We start from the raw sequence: 16678 nt of genomic DNA on the forward strand, positions 1-16678 counted from the left end.
CTGATCGGAGACAGGACGCTTTTGATCCGGGCAGTGCCGTGTTTGGCTCTGCGCTGCGCGCCTAGTCTGTTGCGGCCTGTACGACCTGCTGCATGGCGCTCGCAATCGCGTCGATCTCGCCCATCGCGTCGATTCGCTTCAGAACGGATTTTCCGTCGTAGTAATCGATCAGCGGTGCGGTTTGCGCATGATAGGCCGCAAGACGGCTGCCGACGGTTTCGGCATTGTCGTCGGCGCGGCGCGACATTTCGGTGCTGCCGCAGTTGTCACAGGTGCCTGCAACACTGGGCTGTTTGAAATCGTCGTGATACCCCTCGCCGCATTTGGCGCAGGTGTAGCGCCCGGCGACGCGCGCGACCATCGCAGCGTCATCCACCTCCAGGCTGATTGCCGCATTGATGCGTTGGCCGGTCTCGGCCAGCAGCGCATCCAGCGCCTCGGCCTGAACCGTTGTACGGGGAAAGCCGTCCAGGATAACGCCCTTGGCACAGTCCGGCTCTGCCAGGCGGTCGCGCAGGATGTTGATGACGATCTCGTCGCTGACCAGCCCGCCGGCCGCCATCACCGCCTTGGCGGCCTTGCCTGCCTCGGTCCCTGCCGCCACCGCTGCGCGCAGCAGGTCGCCAGTGGACAGTTGAACAAAGCCAAAATGGCTCTCGAGTTTGCGGGCCTGCGTGCCCTTGCCGGCCCCCGGAGGGCCCAGCAGGATCAATACGGCAGGGCGGGTGAGAACTGTGGTGTCCATTTCGGTGCTCATCCCTTGTTGGCCCGGTTTTCGATCAGGTCATCCACAACCGACGGATCCGCCAGGGTGGAGGTGTCGCCAAGAGAGCCGAAATCGTTCTCGGCGATCTTGCGCAGGATGCGGCGCATGATCTTGCCGGACCGGGTTTTCGGCAGGCCCGGCGCCCATTGGATCACGTCAGGAGAGGCAATCGGGCCGATCTCGGTGCGCACCCACGTGCGCAGCTCCTTCATCAACTCGTCCGAGGGCTCGCGGTCGTTCATCAGGGTCACGTAGCAATAGATGCCCTGTCCCTTGATTTCGTGCGGGTAGCCGACAACCGCGGCCTCGGCCACGGCGGCATGGGCCACCAGTGCGCTTTCGACCTCGGCTGTGCCCATGCGGTGACCAGAGACGTTGATCACGTCATCAACACGGCCGGTGATCCAATAATCACCATCCTCATCGCGGCGGCAGCCGTCACCGGTGAAGTAATAGCCCTTGTAGTCAGAGAAATAGGTCTTCTCGAAACGCTCATGGTCGCCCCAGACAGTGCGCATCTGGCCGGGCCAGCTGTCCTTGATGCACAGGACGCCCTCAACCCCGTTGCCTTCGATTTCCACACCGGTCTGTGGATCCAGAACCACCGGCGCAATACCAAAGAACGGTTTCATCGCAGCCCCTGGTTTGGTTGCATGGGCACCGGGCAGCGGGGTCATCAGATGACCGCCAGTTTCAGTCTGCCACCAGGTGTCGACGATCGGGCATTTGCCCTTGCCGACAACGTCGTTGTACCAGTTCCAGGCCTCAGGGTTGATCGGCTCGCCCACAGTTCCGAGGGTGCGCAGATCGCTCAGGTCGTGCTTTTCCACCCATTCCGGACCCTGACCCATCAAGGCGCGGATTGCGGTGGGGGCGGTGTAGAACTGGTTCACCTTATGCTTGGCGCAGACCTCCCAGAAACGGCCAGCATCGGGATAGGTCGGCACGCCTTCAAACATCAGTGTGGTGGCACCATTGGCCAGCGGGCCATAAACGATATAGCTGTGGCCCGTGACCCAGCCCACATCGGCCGTACACCAGTAGATATCGCCATCGTGATAATCAAACGTGATCTCATGCGTCATCGCCGCATAGGTCAGATAGCCGCCGGTGGTATGCACAACCCCTTTGGGCTGGCCGGTAGAGCCGGAGGTATAAAGGATGAACAGCGGATCTTCTGCATTCATTTCCGCAGGCTCAAATCTGTCTGATGCCTCGGCGGCCAGCGCGTTATAGTCGTGGTCACGCCCGTCGATCCAGGTGGTCTGCCCGCCTGTGCGCTTTACCACCAGGCATTTCACTGTGTCTTTGGTATGCAGCAGAGCGGCGTCTGCGTTGGACTTCAGCGGTGTTTTGCGGCCACCACGGGGGGCCTCGTCCGCGGTGATGATGACCTTGGCATCACAGCCATTGATCCGCGCCGCCAATGCGTCGGGGGAGAAGCCTGCAAACACGATCGAATGGATCGCACCGATGCGGGCACAGGCCAGCATGGCATAGGCGGCTTCCGGGATCATCGGAAGGTAGATGACGACACGGTCGCCTTTGCCCACACCCATCGACTGCAGAACATTTGCCATGCGGCAGACGCTGCCATGCAGTTCCGAGTAGGTGATGTGTTGCGCGGCATCCTGTGGATCGTCCGGCTCCCAGATGATGGCGGTCTGATCGCCACGGGTTGCCAGGTGGCGGTCGATACAGTTGGCCGCAACATTCAAGGAGCCGTCAGCGAACCATTTGATCGAGACATTGCCAAAATCATAGTTGACGTCTTTCACTTGGGAAAACGGCTTGATCCAGTCGATCCGCTCTGCCTGTTTGGCCCAGAATCCTTCGGGATCCTGCATGGAGGCGGCATACATCTCGTCATATTGTGCGGCTGTCACATGCGCGCGGGCGACGGTCTCTGCCGACGGCGCATAGGTGGTGCTGTCCCTCTCTTGGGTCATGCTGGTTCCCTCCCTAAAAGTCTTCTTTGACCTGCACACCACAGCGACAGGCTGTGGGTGTCAAATCTTTTCCATCCTCGGATGCGATAATACCCGAGGCTGAAAATAAGGAAATAAGTGACTAAGGAATAAGGATTTACCTGTAAACCTATTTCCGATTTCCGCCGCAATCCGTAAACAAAACGTCCTGGTACCCGTAAATATGTATGTTTGGCAATGGCTTGTCTGTAAACGTATCGGGCGACAGGCAACCGTCGTGGCGCGAGTGCATCGCAAAGGTGGCGCTATCAAGCTGGGCGGACTGGCGTCATCGCCTGCGGCATCTTGTGCCTCTCTGCGACCAAAGTCGCCCTGGTTTGCCCCAACCGGGCCCGCAAGTTCAGGAAGAGCAACGCGCAGGTGAGGGCCGTCTGGATGGCTTAAAATGTGCGCAGTGCGACCGGATTGTCCGCTTCTGTGCGCGGGCGCGACAGGCTGTCCGACTCCCCGGTACGCCTTGGGGTTGGCAGGTGGCGCCCTTGGCGCTAGCTTCAACGAAGATGCCCGCCTTGCGGCCTGTCAGACCCTGTCGGGGTAGAGCGGGATCGTCGGCGAAGGGCACAAATTGGGAGGATACCATGAAGACTTATCTCACCGCCGCAACTGCGGCGATCGCTGGCTTGTCGATTGCAGGCAGCGCTGCTGCGACCGAATGGAATGTTTCGGTCTGGGGCAAGCGCCGCGCCTTTACGGAGCATGTGGAAAAGCTGGCAGAGCTGGTGTCAGAAAAAACCGATGGCGCGTTCACCATGAACATCAGCTACGGCGGTTTGTCCAAGAACAAGGAAAACCTGGACGGCATTTCTATCGGCGCCTTTGAGATGGCACAGTTCTGCGCGGGCTACCATCGCGACAAGAACCCGTCCATCACCGTTCTGGAACTGCCGTTCCTTGGGGTTGCCAATCTCGAAGAGGAAGTGGCAGTCAGCCATGCGGTCTATGCCCACCCTGCCGTCCAGAAGGATCTGGCGCGCTGGAACGCCAAGCTGCTGATGACGTCGCCGATGCCTCAGTACAATATCGTGGGCACAGGTGAGCCGCGGGACGAACTGGCAGAGTTCAAGGACATGCGGGTGCGTGCGACCGGTGGCATCGGCAAGGCTTTCTCTGCCGTCGGAGCCGTGCCCACATCGGTGACCGCAACAGAGGCCTATAACGCGATGGAATCCGGTGTTGTCGACACCGTTGCCTTTGCCCAGCACGCGCATCTCAGCTTTGGCACCATCAACAAAGCTGACTGGTGGACGGCCAACCTCAACCCCGGCACGGTGAACTGCCCGGTTGTCGTCAACACCGACGCCTATGACGCCCTCAGCGATGAGGAACGCGCAGCGCTTGACAGTTCCATTGACGAAGCCATCGCACATTACCTGGCAAATTACGGCGAACTGCTGACGAAATGGGACAGCGTGCTGGAAGAAAAAGGCGTGCAGAAGGTCGAAATCTCTGACGACCAGCTGGCCGAGTTCCGCAAGGTTGCAGCGGATCCGATCCGCGAGCAGTGGATCGCGGACATGACCGCACAGGGCCTGCCAGCGCAGGAGCTTTATGATCTGGTTCAGAAAACCCTCGCCGACGTGCGCGCGGGCAGCTGATCTGACGCAGACCACAGAAAGGGCCGGGCATATCGTTCCGGCCCTTTTTGCATCAATGCAAATAAGTAAGGGGGGCAGAGCATGGCAAGCAGTGCAGCAGTGCTGGAAGATGGCAGCCTGATCAGCCGGATAGACCGGAAATTGCTGACAGTGGAGCGCGCCTTGGCGTTGGTCAGTGGTTTGGCGGTGTTTTCGTTGATGCTGCTGGCAGTGGTATCAGTCGGCGGGCGCAACGCCTTTAACGCGCCTTTGCCGGGCTATGTCGATTGGATCGAACAGGTTATGCCGCTGATCGCTTTCATGGGGATTTCCTTTGTGCAGCGCGATGGCAGTCATATCCGGATGGATTTGGTGATCTCGGCGCTGCGCGGTCGCGCCCTTTGGCTGTTTGAGCTGTTCTCAGTGGTTCTGATCCTTGCGCTTGTGCTGGCGTTGCTGTGGGGCAGCTGGTCCCATTTTCTGCGCTCTTTTGATTTTGCCGCCCCTCTGTGGAGCCGCGACAGTTCCATTGATATCGGCTTGCCGATCTGGCCTGCTAAGCTGTTGGCGCCAGTGGCCTTTGCGGTTCTGGTCCTGCGCCTTTTGCTGCAGGTCTGGGGATATGGTCGCGCCTTTGTTCTGGGGCTGGAACAGCCGGTTGCTGTGCCGCTTGTGCTTAGCGCTGCAGAGCAGGCCGCAGCCGAAGCTGAACATCTCGGTGGCGTCTCCGCCTCCGGCAACGACACTTAAGGCGGAGGACAGACAATGGAACCGATCGAGATTGGCCTCTGGGTCAGCGGTTTTCTTCTGGTCACGGTTGTTCTGGGAATGCGGGTGGCCTTTGCGGCGGGTCTTGCAGGGCTGATTGGCCTTGTTTGGATCTTCTGGGCCAAATTCGGCTATGATCCAGCACGCTTTACCAAGGCACTGACCATTGCGGTCAAAACGGCAGGGCAGGTGCCTCACTCCAAGGTGTCCAGCCAGGCGCTGAGCCTCATTCCGACCTTCATCCTGATTGGCTATCTAGCTTACTATGCCGGGCTTACCAAGGCACTGTTCGAGGCAGCAAAGCGTTGGCTTGCCTGGGTGCCGGGCGGTTTGGCGGTATCGACCGTCTTTGCCACGGCAGGGTTTGCCGCCGTGTCCGGGGCATCAGTTGCGACCTCGGCCGTGTTTGCCCGCATCGCTATCCCCGAGATGCTGAAAATCGGCTATGACAAACGCTTTGCGGCTGGGGTCGTGGCTGCGGGGGGCACGCTGGCCTCGCTCATCCCGCCCTCTGCCATCTTGGTGATCTATGCCATCATCGTTGAACAGGATGTGGGCAAACTGCTGCTGGCAGGCTTTATTCCTGGCGCGTTTTCGGCGTTGATCTACGGGCTTTTGATCATCGGCATGGCCATGACGATCAAGGGCTTTGGGCCTGCGGTCACCGGTTTTACCTGGCGCGAGCGCTTTGTCTCCTTGCCCCCGGCGCTGCCGATCCTGTTCGTGGTCGCGACGATTATTCTGTTTGTCTACAACCCCTTCGGTGGAGACGCCTGGGGCACGCCGACCGAGGGGGGCGCAATTGGCGCCTTTGTGGTCTTTTTGATGGCGCTGTATCGCGGCATGCGGTGGGCCGAACTGAAGGATGCTCTGCTGGAAACGGCAAAGCTGTCGGTGATGATCTTTACCATCATCTGGGGCGTGCTGATCTACGTGCGCTTTCTGGGCTTTGCCGAACTGCCGGCGGCCTTTTCCGATTGGATCACCTCGCTGACCCTCTCGCCGATGCTGATTCTGATCTGCATCCTGCTGGCCTATGCGGTGCTGGGTATGTTCATGGATGCCATCGGTATGTTGCTGCTGACGCTGCCCGTCGTTTACCCAGCGGTCATGGCGCTTAATGGCGGCGAATATGTCTCAGCGGCTGACAGCACCTTTGGCATGTCCGGGCCGATGTGTGCGATCTGGTTTGGCATTCTGGTTGTAAAAATGGCCGAGTTCTGTCTCATCACACCGCCCATTGGGCTCAACTGTTTTGTTGTTGCGGGGGTTCGGGACGATCTGACCGTGCAGGACGTGTTCAAAGGCGTCACACCGTTTTTCATCGCAGACGGCATCACCATCGCGCTGCTGGTCGCTTTCCCCTCCATTGTGCTTTGGCTTCCCAGCCTCGCCTAGCGCGGCTGCCCACAGGAGGACACAGACAATGGGCCACGGCAAAACCTGCCGTGGCCCAAAAAATATCTTCCTTACAGAATTGTAAGGTCCAGGCGGAGACCTTGTAAGACTGGCCCCGCATATTCGTCTCATCAGCCAGACACGGCGTCCACCGCCCTGGCGCAACGGATGAGAGGAATGACCCATGATTACCAAGACAATGACCGGCATCGTAATGACCGCCACCCTGATCGCGGGCGGCTTTGCCGCGCAAAGCCTGCAGGCCCAGAGCGCGCCTGTGGTGCCTGCAGTCGAAGCGGAAAAGCCTGAGCTGACCTATGCCGACATGCTGGCCGTGCCTGTCACCTTCGATCAGGTCATGCGCACCGCTCTGGAAAATGCCGAGGGCCGCCTGGTCGAGATCAGCCTTGATGATTTCAATGACCTCCCGGTCTTTGTTGCGGTCGTCGCAAGCCCGACCAGCGTCAGCGAACTCACTGTTTCTGCAATGGACGGCACGATCCTGAACACCGCAACCCAGACAGCCGCAACGCCAGAGATGATGCAGCAGCTGCTCGACGAGGAACTCGAAGACGCCTTGGAATTCGCAAGCCTGGTTGATGAGCTGGACGAGGACGACTGCGATTGCGACGACGATGACGAGGATGACGATCACAAAGGCTGATCCCCTTGTCCCTTGTCACAACGGTCGGGGCATTTGCCCCGGCCTGACCCCTTTCCAAATATCACCCAAACTCATGTCGCCACAGGACAATCGCAAAGCGGCGACACTCAGGAGATCATTCATGACTAAAGTAATTCTTGGCTGCCTTGCCGCTGTGGCCCTTGGTGCGTGCAGCAACAGTTTTGACGAGCCCCTGCTGACAGATGGCCCACAGCAGATCGGGTTTCAGGCAGATCTTGGAGCCTGCCGGGCGTTGGCAGAACAACACACTGAAAAAACTGTGCAATCTGGCGCTGTTCAAGGGGCCGTCATCGGTGGCATCATCGGTGTTGCGGACAGCAAGGATGGGGATCGCGTAGATGATGCATTGGTCGGCGCCGTTATCGGCAGCGGTATCGGTGCGCTGGAAGGCGCAAGCGAAGCTGATGAAGCGCGCCGCGAAATCCTCATTCGCTGCATGCAGGGGCGGGGCCATAAGGTCCTGGCCTGAGACTGAAACGATCAGGAGCGTCTGATGAGGATCCTTTTGCTGGAAGATGATGCCGACATCGGTGCCTGGACCTCCAAGGGCCTGGGCGCGGCAGGTCATGTTGTCGACTGGATCGAAAACGGACGCGAGGCGCTGATTGCGGCCAGCACGCGCGACTATGACGTGTTGGTTTTTGACCGCATGGTGCCGGATCTGGATGGACTGTCGGCGCTGCGCACTCTGCGCGGCGCCCGCATCAATACTCCCATGATCCTGTTGACTGCCCTTGGCGCCGTGGAAGACCGGGTTGAGGGGCTGGAGGCTGGCGCAGATGACTACCTGAGCAAACCCTTCGCCATGAGCGAGCTGCTGGCGCGGATCACGGCCCTGTCCCGCCGCGGGCGCGGCGAAGGGGACGCGCCTGCAACCAAATTGTCCCATCGCGGGCTAGAGCTGGATCTGCTCAGCCAGACCTGTACCTGCCACGGAACGGCTGTTCCCCTGAACCCCAAGGAGTTTCGCCTGCTAGAGGTGTTGATGCGCTCAAAAGGACGCATCCAGACCCGCGCAATGCTGCTGGAGCGGGTCTGGGACATCAATTTCGAACCTTCGACCAGCGTGGTCGAAACGCACATGAGCCGCCTGCGCAACAAGATCGAAAAACCCTTTGATGCAGAGTACATCCGCACCATCCGGGGCTCGGGGTATATGTTCATTGATTAAACGGCTGATCCGCATGAGCGCGCTGCGCCAGGCCATGGCGCTGTCGCTGGCATTCCTTGTCCTGCTGAGCATTGGCGGGTTGGTCCTTGATGACATCGTGACCGAGGAGTTCCGCGCAGAAACAGAGGCGGATCTGCGCGAAGAGTTCCAGCAGATCAGCGCAGGGTTTCGCCGCGATGGCGCCTTTCCAAGAGAGATCGACACCGCGCATGTGTTTTCGGATCGCGGCATCGGCTATGCGGTTTTGCTGGCGGACGGTACGGTGCTGGGGCCAGTGCAGCCAGAGGCGTTTGACCTGCGCGGTTTCGATATTCTTGAGGGCGAGGCGCTGTTCGAGCCAGAGGCCTACGAGGCGCTGGAGCGGATTTTTGAGCTGCTGGACGAGGACGACAGCGACAGTGACGGCCAGCCGATCGCGCCGCAGCAGGAGCTCTTTGATGTCGAATTCGAAGCCGAGGCCGATTTGGGCTGGCGCATTTATGCGGGGCCTGTCCTGGACGGCGTGCTGATCGTCTATGCGCCTGGGATCTCTGCGTTTGGCTCTGACCTTACCACCGTCATCTTGTTCTTTGTGATCCTGCTGTCCCTTCCGGCAATCGTGGTCGGGTTGATTTTCGGGCTGCGCGCGCAGCGTCGCCTCAACCACATCGGTGCCGGGTTCGATCGGATTGCCGATGGTGATCTGTCCGTGCGGCTGGCACCGGCACGGGTGCGGGATGATATCGACGAACTGACGGTCCGCATCGATGGCGCGACTGAAAAGCTGGCGGCATCGATCCGGCAGATGTCTGATTTTTCAGCCAATATCGCGCATGACCTGCGCACGCCTCTGACACGGCTGCGCCTGCATCTTGAAGAAAGCGAACAGGCCGAAGATCCGCAGGCCCATAGTGCCGCCGCAATCGAGCAGATGGACAATATCATTGCGATTTTTGCCGCCATTCAGCGTATTGCGCGCCTCAAGGGGCATGATCGGCGTGATGGCTTTCGCACCTTCTCTCTCGCGGCGGTCGCGGTGCAGGCCCATGACATCTACGAGGCGGTGGCGCAGGACGCAGGGCAGGATCTCTCGCTTAGGGTGGAAGAGGATGCAACGATCCAGGGCGATCAGAGTCTGGTGATGCAGCTGCTTGCCAATCTCATCGAAAACGCCATCCGCCATGCGGGAGAGGGCGCCGTGATCACGCTGAAAGTGGTCGGCAACGTCCTCAGCCTGTCGGACACCGGCCCCGGCATCCCCGAGGACGAGCGCGACCGTGTGCTGGATCCGCTTTATCGGTTGGACCGCAGCCGAACCACCGCGGGCGCAGGCCTGGGGTTGGCTATGGTCAAGGCGATTGCCGATCTGCATGAGGCCGATCTGCAGCTTATGTTCGGCCCCGGTGGTGTCGGCCTGACGGTACAGGTCTCTTTTCCGCCGGGCGCGGCGCCGTCGAAATCCTGAGCGCCGGGACCTGCAGGCGCGCTCAATCCTCTTCCCGGTCCTGCTGTGTTTCCAAATCCCCGCTCACCCACCGCACTCTCGTGATCCCAGGGGATCAGCTGGCGGATGCATAGGCTCTGGCCTTTCACCAGATCCCGGCCGTTTGGCTGACCTGTTCAAGACTGCGCCACAACGCCTGAACCAAGGGGCGTTCAGGCAGGGTGACGGTGATGTGGGCACTGCTTGTCGCCCCGGCATAGGCTGTTTCTGCGCTTTTGGAGGCGAGAAAAGCCTCGCTTTCAGCGCTGAGGCTGACATCGACAAGATGCTGGGCAGGTGTCCCGTCTCCGGTGTCGGCAAAGGGGCGCAGCGTGCGAATTTCACCGTCCAGCAATTGTGAGTGCAGGCCAATCCCGCTCAGCGTGATGGTGATGGGATCGCCGGGTTTCAAATAGGGGAGGGCATCCTCTGACGCGGTAAACACCGCGCGATGCAGATCGCTGGCGCCTAGCTGCAAGGTCGCAAAGACGACATCCTGTTGAAAGGTGCCGCTTTCAGGCAGGGGACGGGTGCGCAGGATGGTCCCCGATTGCGGCGCATAAAGCCGGGGCGTCGCGGCGTAGGACATCAGGATTTCCAGCTCACCAATCTGGCGCTGTGCATCCTGTTCCAGTTGCTGGACACGCCGCAGGTTGGCGCGCGTCTGTTCTGTCGCCAATGCGCTCAGCTGCAGTTCCATTTGGGCGATGGATTTGCTGGTCTGCTCCCGATCCAGCGCGAGCGAAATCAACCGGAGCCTCTGACTGCGCAAATCCTCGTCCGCGGTTGGCGGAGTGGCCGCACGCAGCGCAAGACGACGCGATTTGGCCCGCAAATCTTCAAGCGCATTCAACAGTTTGCGTTGATGTAGCGCGGCTTCGTTATGCGTGTTCTTGCAGGTCTCAGCAGTGCGCTGGAGTTGCAATGACAGCTCTTGCTGGTTGAGCGGCAGATCGGAACCGACGGCGTGACGCGCCCCGCTTTCAGGCAAGGGGCTTGCGGTCTCGGCGGTGGGTGCACTTTGTTCTTCCCGGATCTGTTGCAGCAGAACGTCTGCATGGCCCGCATCCATGAGACAGGCGCGAAGCGCCGCATTTACCCTGATGTGACGGCGCAGCATATCCGCCCGGGCGGTGATTTTCGGCAAGTCGAGAAGGGCAATGGTTTCTCCGGCACTCACCTCTTGTCCGGCAGAGGTAAGAACCGCCGTCAGCGGAACGCCTGCGGGCAGTCGCAGGTCTATCTGATGGGTGCCTGGGCTCAATGTTCCGTCGAAGCGGCGCTGGCCCGGTGCCTTTGCCTCGACCAGCCATTGTGCGGCAGGAGCAATGAGCAGGGCCATCATTGCGCAGGCTGCCATCAACCACAGCCATCGCCCCCATCCGCCGCGTTCCCGGGGGGGCAGGTTGCCAAGCTGTCCGGTCATCCCGCCTGTTCCCCTTGGCTGCGGGGCTTGCGGGGATCGTAAGTCGCAATCTTGACCTCAATCACACGATGAGCGGCCTCTCCGTCGTCCTCTGTTGCGCGGTCCTGACGCTCCCGGCACGCCTCAACCGACAGGGCATCCCGCATGACCGCGGCCAATGGCGCAAGCCGTTGTACCCCATCGCCCTGTTCGGCCTGCGACTGCATTTTTTCCAGATACCCGCTGGAGACAGGCTGGCCGCTATCCAGCATCCGAACCATGCAATAGGATTCAAAGTGCTTGAATTCAAAGGTGACTTTTCCACCTGTTTCGCCCGGCGCGAGATCCTGACAGGAAAATGCAAGCAGCTCGCTGGCGATCACACAGACGTTCCTGCGATTGCCGTCATCGCCATCACGGCGAAACTGCGACCTGAGCCAACTGTCCAGGGCTTCTTCGCTTTCCAATGACCGCGCAGCCCGCAGCCGTCGCCAGCCGATGTCTTTTTGGGTGCGGATATCCTCAGCCGTGCCCACATCGATGATGCGCCCGCCTTGCATCACGACGACCTGATCGCACAGGTCCATGATTTCGCGGTTGTCGCTGGCAATAAGGAAAATGGCGCCCATCCTGCATTCCTGCTGGATCCGACGGGCAAGCGCGGCTGTCAACGCAGGCGTTGCACCGTCTTCTGGCCGATCCATGAGATAAACCCGTGGTCGCAGGTAGAAACCGCGCGCAAGGCTCAGCGCCTTCTGCTCAGAGGTGGAGAGCATGGCGACTGCCGTGCCTGCGGAAACCCGATCCACCGTGTCGGTCGTGTAGACGAGTTGTTTCAGCGCCTGCATGGCCTGCTGGAGGTCAAGATCATCCCCAAAGCAGCACAGGTTGTCCGCAGCCGTTCCCGGCAGCCAAAGCGGCGAGGGCGGGATCAGGACCACAGGAACCTGTCTGTCCCGTCCGCTGCGCTGCCAGGGAGACTGTCCTCCGATGGTGACCGCGCCGCGCACGTCCAGATCGGTCAGATCGAATGGCGCGGCAATCGCCCGCAGGAGCAGGGACTTTCCTGCGAAATTTCCACCCGTCAGTCCGACGATCTGGCCCGGCGCAATGTCAAGATTGACATCCGAGAGCACCGCCCGGCCATCCCGGTCAAAGGCCGATAGCCGTGCGATAGTTAGCCCATCATTGTCGCCCTGGTCCTGCGCAAGCGGCAGTTCGGCAACGCTGATGGCTGAGGTTGCTTGTTCGTCAGAAGGGGCAAAGAGCTGATCGAAAAAGCCCGAAAATGCGTGCGCCGCCCAGTAACACAGCAAACCCGCCGAGGCGACGGCTGCGCCGTTCATGACCCCTGTCGCCGTCAGCCAGCTGGCGGTGGCAAATCCGGACGCAAGGGCAAAAAGGGCGGTCACGCGGCCCGCGCTTTCAGCAATTGTGGAGCGTCCGGGCGTCGTCGTTGCAAGGCGCCAGCCGGTTGCATCCCGACCGGCGAGAACGCTCACGGCCTCTTGGGGGAGCGTATCCCACCCCGGTTCGCGCGCCACAAGGCGGTTTGCGCCCCACGACAGCATCAGACCCATCAAAGCGGCCAACGTAAAGGGACCTGCAAGGATCGGGTGCATTGCGGTCAGCGCAAGGGCAACCACAACGGCAAGTGCCGCGCGTACAATGGCGGCGGCCCGCGTTCGGGCCTGCCTGAACCCGCCAAACGCCCGCGCGTAGCCGAAATCAAACACAAGGATCCCCACAAGCGGCACGACCGCCAGAAACAGCAACAAGGGCGCAAGCAGGGTCTCACCGCCGACCGCGACAAGCGAGTGGAAGAATATCGGCAAGATTGCGATTGCCGCCGCGCAGCCCTCGCTGGCGAGGGTAAACAGGACAGACAGGGGCATCAGCCAGGCCGGAGCCGTTCTGTCGCGCGCCTGTGGTCCGGGAAGAATACGCACCTTGGCCGCCTCTTCCCGATTGGGGGTGGTCGGATCCGTCGTGACCGACACGTCTCTCGCATGCTGCATGGCCGCTCCGCAAAAATAGCGATAATCATACTTTTTATCAGTCTGCCTTGGATTGTATAATTTAGCGTTAATGACTGATTTACCGGATATAAACTCATTGCACGTAAAAGTAGCGTTGAATTGATTTGAGGTGGTCTAGATGCCGGAAAAGAACAGACCGAAACGAAAATCAGCGCTCTTTGGTGCATTGCTTCTCTCTGGGTTGACCCTGCTTCTTGGCGGTGCGGCCTATTCTGTCAGCGTGACTGCGCGCTCTATTTTTCTCGCGCAAGAGGATGAAATCATTCCGATTTTCGCGGGTGGCGATCTGGATGATATTCCTGCGCTGATGCGGGGGAATCTCCCTGTTGCCACCACCAGTCTGATCCGGGGAGAGGCTGCACGCACCAAACCGCCCCGGATGTGCGAGATGCCGGAAGACTATTTTGACACGCTCAATGATCTAACGGATCGCCCCCAGGGCTATGATGCACGCGGTGCCTACGTGCGCCGTTACGCGCCACGGCGCGGGTTTTTGAGCGAACGCGAGTTGCGGGCTGCGCGGGTGGCCTGGCATTATTTCGAAAAATTTACACAAGAAACCACAGGGCTGGCGAATTCGGTCGGGAATTATCCCTCTACCACGCTGTGGGACACCGCATCTTACATCGCCGGCGCGGTGGCAGCATATGAATTGTGCCTGATCGAAAAGCCGGAGTTTGACCGCCGGATGACCCAGTTGTTGACAACGGTCAAGGGGCTGGAGCTGTTTCGGAAAGAGCTGCCGAACAAGGTGTATCACACCAAGACCGGTGCTAAGGTCGACTATACCAACAAACCCGGGGAAATCGGCTTTTCCGCACTGGATATCGGCCGGTTTCTGGTTTGGATGCGGATCATCAAGAACCGCTATCCCTACCTGGGAAATACCGTCGACTCCGTCCTTCTGAAATGGGACTTCAGCAATGTGATCGACAGCGAGGGCCTTTTGATGGGCTCTTACGTCGATAAGGAAACGGGTGAAACAGTTTACGTCCAGGAGGGGCGGCTGGGGTATGAGGAATATGCTGCAAAGGGTTTTGCGTTGTGGGGGTTTCGTCCGCTTCTGGCGCATCGGGCAGAGCCGTTTCTGACGGCCTCCATCTACGGGGTGCAGGTGCCGTATGACGGGCGGGATCCGCGGATTTTCCATTCACAAAACTATGTGGTGACGGAATCCTATCTGCAGGATGGGCTGGAGTTGGGCTTTGACATGCCCCATGATGACAGCTCTCCCGACTGGCTCCATAGCGACGGCTGGCGGGCGGAATTTGCAGACCGGATCTATCAGGTTCAGGAAAACCGTTGGCGCCACACTGGGTTCATGACCGCGCGTTCAGAACACAACGTCAAGGGGCCGCCGTATTTCACCTATGACACGATTTTCTCGGATGGCTATCCGTGGAACACGGTCACCCCGCGCGGCGACTATGTGCCAGACCATGCGGCGGTTGCCTCCAAGGCGGCGCTTGGTCTCTGGGCCTTGTGGGATACCGATTACACCGACGTTCTGTATGACGCGATCATTGAACTTTACGATCCGGAAAACGGAATGTTTGAAGGGCTTTATGAACGCGGGCAAGGGCGGGTTGCGATCTTTACTGCCAACAACAACGGGATCATTCTGACCTCTCTTCTGCACAAGGTGCAGGGGAAGATCCTGACGCCGTTCGCCGGTGACACAGAGGTCTGGTACACGGCCTTTCGCGATCAGGATATCCGCGAGCGCCGCAATTATCCCGACCCCCCGCAGGAGGAAGACTGGCTTCCGGCCCTGCGCCATTCTGTTCAACTGAGGGAAGATTTCTGATGCGACCGATTGCAATCTTTGCCACCATTCTGGCGACCCAATTGCTGAGCCAGCCCGCGTCTGCACAGGTTCAGGCTCCGCCACGGGGGCCCGAGGTCTTTGCCTCCGAAAATGCAATCTTGGACACCTCGCTGCCCTTTGCGATCGGGGCACGTGAGGCACAGCAGGCGCTGCGCGGCTCTTTTGGCTGGCCAACCTTTCAAGAAGGGTTGGTGGAAGGGGTCTACTTTCGCTTTGACCCGGACGGCTATGCGCGGTTTTCACCGTCTCCGCGGCTCGACACCGATGTGTTCGAGGTCATCTGCCGACCCCGCACTTATGCCTGTGAGGGGCGAAAGGACAGCATGACGATGATGCTGACCAACCGGGGGCAACTGCAACTGAAGTTCGAAGATGTCGCCGAGGGGGACGCCTTCTATGTCTCTGAAGGCGTATCAGAAATTCAGGTGCCGCCCCGCATTCTGCAGCCTCTTGATCACCAGCTGGAAGCGTTGCTGTCCACGGGTGGAGAGCTGATGGTGCGGCGCGGCGATCAAACCATTGCCAATGTTTCGCTGCGCGGGTTCAGCGCCGTGTCGACCTATCTGCGGTGGGTGCTGGCGCGGCAGGACTATACCGTTATGCCACGCGGCTGGCCCGTGCCGAATTCCAAGAACAGCCAGGGGCAGGGGGACATGACCCGCCCGGCCAGCTGGCAATCTCCGATGCCGCAGCCCCAGGTGATTGCCGGGGGCGGTTTTGCTGCGCAGAATCCGCCGGTGTATTCGCCAAATTCCCCCCAATCGACCGCCTCCTATCCCACGGTTGATAGCCGCGTGAACGAGGAAGTTGCCGAAGTCCGGGGGGAGCTGAAGCTGATGCGCGAACTGTTGCTGCAACGCGAGCAGCAGATTGCAGGGATGACCGGAAACACCGACGATTGGCCCACATCTGCGGCGCCGTCATCAGACCCGGCACTGGCTGCGCGGTTACAGAACCTTCAGACTGTCGCAGAAGAAATCCGGGCAGAAATCGAGGCGCTGCAACAGGCGGGGGGCGCGGCCGCCTATAGTCCGCCAGCTGTTGGGGTCTTTTCGGAAACCGGAACAGCCCCCACTGGCGGAGAGGCGCAGAGCTGGGTGCAGCCGGGTCAGGCAGGCCAATCTGGGCAGCTGCAGCTTGCACGTTTGCCTGCAAGCGGATCTGATACAAGCCCGCAAGGTGCTGATTTTGCGCGGCAACTTGCCTATCTCATCGGAGAGATTGGCTTGGCCCCCGAAACCGCCCTGGCCGTTTTGCGCGAGCGAGATGAAAGCCCTGCTGCCGCTCCGACAGTGTCGCCACCGGCGCCGCCTGCGCAAGGGGCGGCAGGTGTCGGTGCGGGGCTTTACCAGGGGGATGTCGTGTCCGAGATCCTGCGAGAGTTGGAAGCAGAACTGGGGGTGACCCCGGCGGCAGAGCCAGGCACGGCCCCCATGCCCGCTGCAACGGAGCAGGAATATCAGCTGCTGTCAGACTATTTCAAATCGGCCGTCTTGCCGGACCTTGTTCCGCCGCAATAATCTGAGAACAGGACAGGCTCTGACAGGAAAAGGCGCGGAGCCTGGCGTGCCTTTTCTCGTTCGGGTCTTTTGAT

Annotated in this window: 13 protein-coding genes; 9 read left to right on the forward strand and 4 right to left on the reverse strand. The window is 60.1% G+C overall.

The genetic code is table 11. The annotated features are described in order from the left end of the window. Nucleotides 1–61: 61 nt before the first annotated feature. Nucleotides 62–745: an adenylate kinase gene (locus tag KUV39_RS01940; RefSeq protein WP_008559347.1), complete on the reverse strand. Its 684-nt coding sequence runs from the start codon at nucleotides 743–745 to the stop codon at nucleotides 62–64. 8 nt (nucleotides 746–753) lie between these two features. Beyond that, a complete protein-coding gene (gene acs, locus KUV39_RS01945) occupies nucleotides 754–2715 on the reverse strand; it encodes an acetate--CoA ligase (RefSeq protein WP_222458779.1) in 1962 nt (653 codons plus the stop codon). 617 nt (nucleotides 2716–3332) lie between these two features. On the opposite strand from acs, the gene KUV39_RS01950 reads away from it, so the two are divergent. The 7 genes from KUV39_RS01950 (at nucleotide 3333) to KUV39_RS01980 (ending at nucleotide 9794) form a co-directional block, all read left to right on the forward strand. Continuing rightward, nucleotides 3333–4349 carry a C4-dicarboxylate TRAP transporter substrate-binding protein gene (locus KUV39_RS01950; protein WP_008562218.1) on the forward strand — a complete coding sequence of 339 codons (1017 nt, stop codon included), beginning with the start codon at nucleotides 3333–3335 and terminating at the stop codon, nucleotides 4347–4349. 81 nt (nucleotides 4350–4430) lie between these two features. Beyond that, nucleotides 4431–5078: a TRAP transporter small permease subunit gene (locus tag KUV39_RS01955; RefSeq protein WP_008561298.1), complete on the forward strand. Its 648-nt coding sequence runs from the start codon at nucleotides 4431–4433 to the stop codon at nucleotides 5076–5078. 15 nt (nucleotides 5079–5093) lie between these two features. Then, nucleotides 5094–6494: a TRAP transporter large permease gene (locus KUV39_RS01960; protein ID WP_046210125.1), complete on the forward strand. Its 1401-nt coding sequence runs from the start codon at nucleotides 5094–5096 to the stop codon at nucleotides 6492–6494. A gap of 184 nt (nucleotides 6495–6678) precedes the next feature. Next, nucleotides 6679–7158: a hypothetical protein gene (locus KUV39_RS01965; RefSeq protein ID WP_222458780.1), complete on the forward strand. Its 480-nt coding sequence runs from the start codon at nucleotides 6679–6681 to the stop codon at nucleotides 7156–7158. 121 nt (nucleotides 7159–7279) lie between these two features. Beyond that, nucleotides 7280–7648 (forward strand): glycine zipper domain-containing protein, encoded by a 369-nt coding sequence (locus KUV39_RS01970; protein ID WP_008562486.1) that lies wholly within the window; start codon nucleotides 7280–7282, stop codon nucleotides 7646–7648. Between the two features lie 24 nt (nucleotides 7649–7672). Further along, complete coding sequence (locus tag KUV39_RS01975; protein WP_008562625.1) at nucleotides 7673–8350, forward strand: response regulator transcription factor; 678 nt, start codon at nucleotides 7673–7675, stop codon at nucleotides 8348–8350. A gap of 13 nt (nucleotides 8351–8363) precedes the next feature. Then, nucleotides 8364–9794 carry a sensor histidine kinase gene (locus tag KUV39_RS01980; RefSeq protein ID WP_222458781.1) on the forward strand — a complete coding sequence of 477 codons (1431 nt, stop codon included), beginning with the start codon at nucleotides 8364–8366 and terminating at the stop codon, nucleotides 9792–9794. Between the two features lie 124 nt (nucleotides 9795–9918). Here KUV39_RS01980 and KUV39_RS01985 read toward each other — a convergent pair whose 3' ends face one another. Further along, on the reverse strand, nucleotides 9919–11238 hold the full coding sequence (locus tag KUV39_RS01985) for a coiled-coil domain-containing protein (protein ID WP_222458782.1): 1320 nt from the start codon (nucleotides 11236–11238) through the stop codon (nucleotides 9919–9921). Next, a complete protein-coding gene (locus tag KUV39_RS01990; protein WP_222458783.1) occupies nucleotides 11235–13235 on the reverse strand; it encodes an ATP-binding cassette domain-containing protein in 2001 nt (666 codons plus the stop codon). Before KUV39_RS01990 ends, KUV39_RS01985 begins: the two co-directional genes overlap by 4 nt. Nucleotides 13236–13374: 139 nt before the next feature. Here KUV39_RS01990 and KUV39_RS01995 point away from each other — a divergent pair, with 139 nt between their 5' ends. After that, a complete protein-coding gene (locus tag KUV39_RS01995) occupies nucleotides 13375–15063 on the forward strand; it encodes a DUF3131 domain-containing protein (RefSeq protein WP_037302453.1) in 1689 nt (562 codons plus the stop codon). Then, a complete protein-coding gene (locus tag KUV39_RS02000) occupies nucleotides 15063–16604 on the forward strand; it encodes a hypothetical protein (RefSeq protein WP_222458784.1) in 1542 nt (513 codons plus the stop codon). The genes KUV39_RS01995 and KUV39_RS02000 overlap by 1 nt, the downstream gene beginning before the upstream one ends. Nucleotides 16605–16678 lie beyond the last annotated feature (74 nt).

The organism is Phaeobacter italicus, from assembly GCF_019801785.1.
GTDB classification, from domain to species: Bacteria; Pseudomonadota; Alphaproteobacteria; order Rhodobacterales; family Rhodobacteraceae; genus Phaeobacter; species Phaeobacter italicus.

Bases quoted from the DNA above. Each gene is read 5' to 3' on its own strand.
- KUV39_RS01995 (WP_037302453.1), top strand. From the start codon at position 13,375: ATGCCGGAAAAGAACAGACCGAAACGAAAATCAGCGCTCTTTGGTGCA.
- KUV39_RS01975 (WP_008562625.1), top strand. From the start codon at position 7,673: ATGAGGATCCTTTTGCTGGAAGATGATGCCGACATCGGTGCCTGGACC.
- KUV39_RS01990 (WP_222458783.1), bottom strand. From the start codon at position 13,235: ATGCAGCATGCGAGAGACGTGTCGGTCACGACGGATCCGACCACCCCC.
- KUV39_RS01980 (WP_222458781.1), top strand. From the start codon at position 8,364: ATGAGCGCGCTGCGCCAGGCCATGGCGCTGTCGCTGGCATTCCTTGTC.
- KUV39_RS01985 (WP_222458782.1), bottom strand. From the start codon at position 11,238: ATGACCGGACAGCTTGGCAACCTGCCCCCCCGGGAACGCGGCGGATGG.
- KUV39_RS02000 (WP_222458784.1), top strand. From the start codon at position 15,063: ATGCGACCGATTGCAATCTTTGCCACCATTCTGGCGACCCAATTGCTG.
- KUV39_RS01960 (WP_046210125.1), top strand. From the start codon at position 5,094: ATGGAACCGATCGAGATTGGCCTCTGGGTCAGCGGTTTTCTTCTGGTC.
- KUV39_RS01955 (WP_008561298.1), top strand. From the start codon at position 4,431: ATGGCAAGCAGTGCAGCAGTGCTGGAAGATGGCAGCCTGATCAGCCGG.
- KUV39_RS01965 (WP_222458780.1), top strand. From the start codon at position 6,679: ATGATTACCAAGACAATGACCGGCATCGTAATGACCGCCACCCTGATC.
- acs (WP_222458779.1), bottom strand. From the start codon at position 2,715: ATGACCCAAGAGAGGGACAGCACCACCTATGCGCCGTCGGCAGAGACC.
- KUV39_RS01970 (WP_008562486.1), top strand. From the start codon at position 7,280: ATGACTAAAGTAATTCTTGGCTGCCTTGCCGCTGTGGCCCTTGGTGCG.
- KUV39_RS01950 (WP_008562218.1), top strand. From the start codon at position 3,333: ATGAAGACTTATCTCACCGCCGCAACTGCGGCGATCGCTGGCTTGTCG.
- KUV39_RS01940 (WP_008559347.1), bottom strand. From the start codon at position 745: ATGGACACCACAGTTCTCACCCGCCCTGCCGTATTGATCCTGCTGGGC.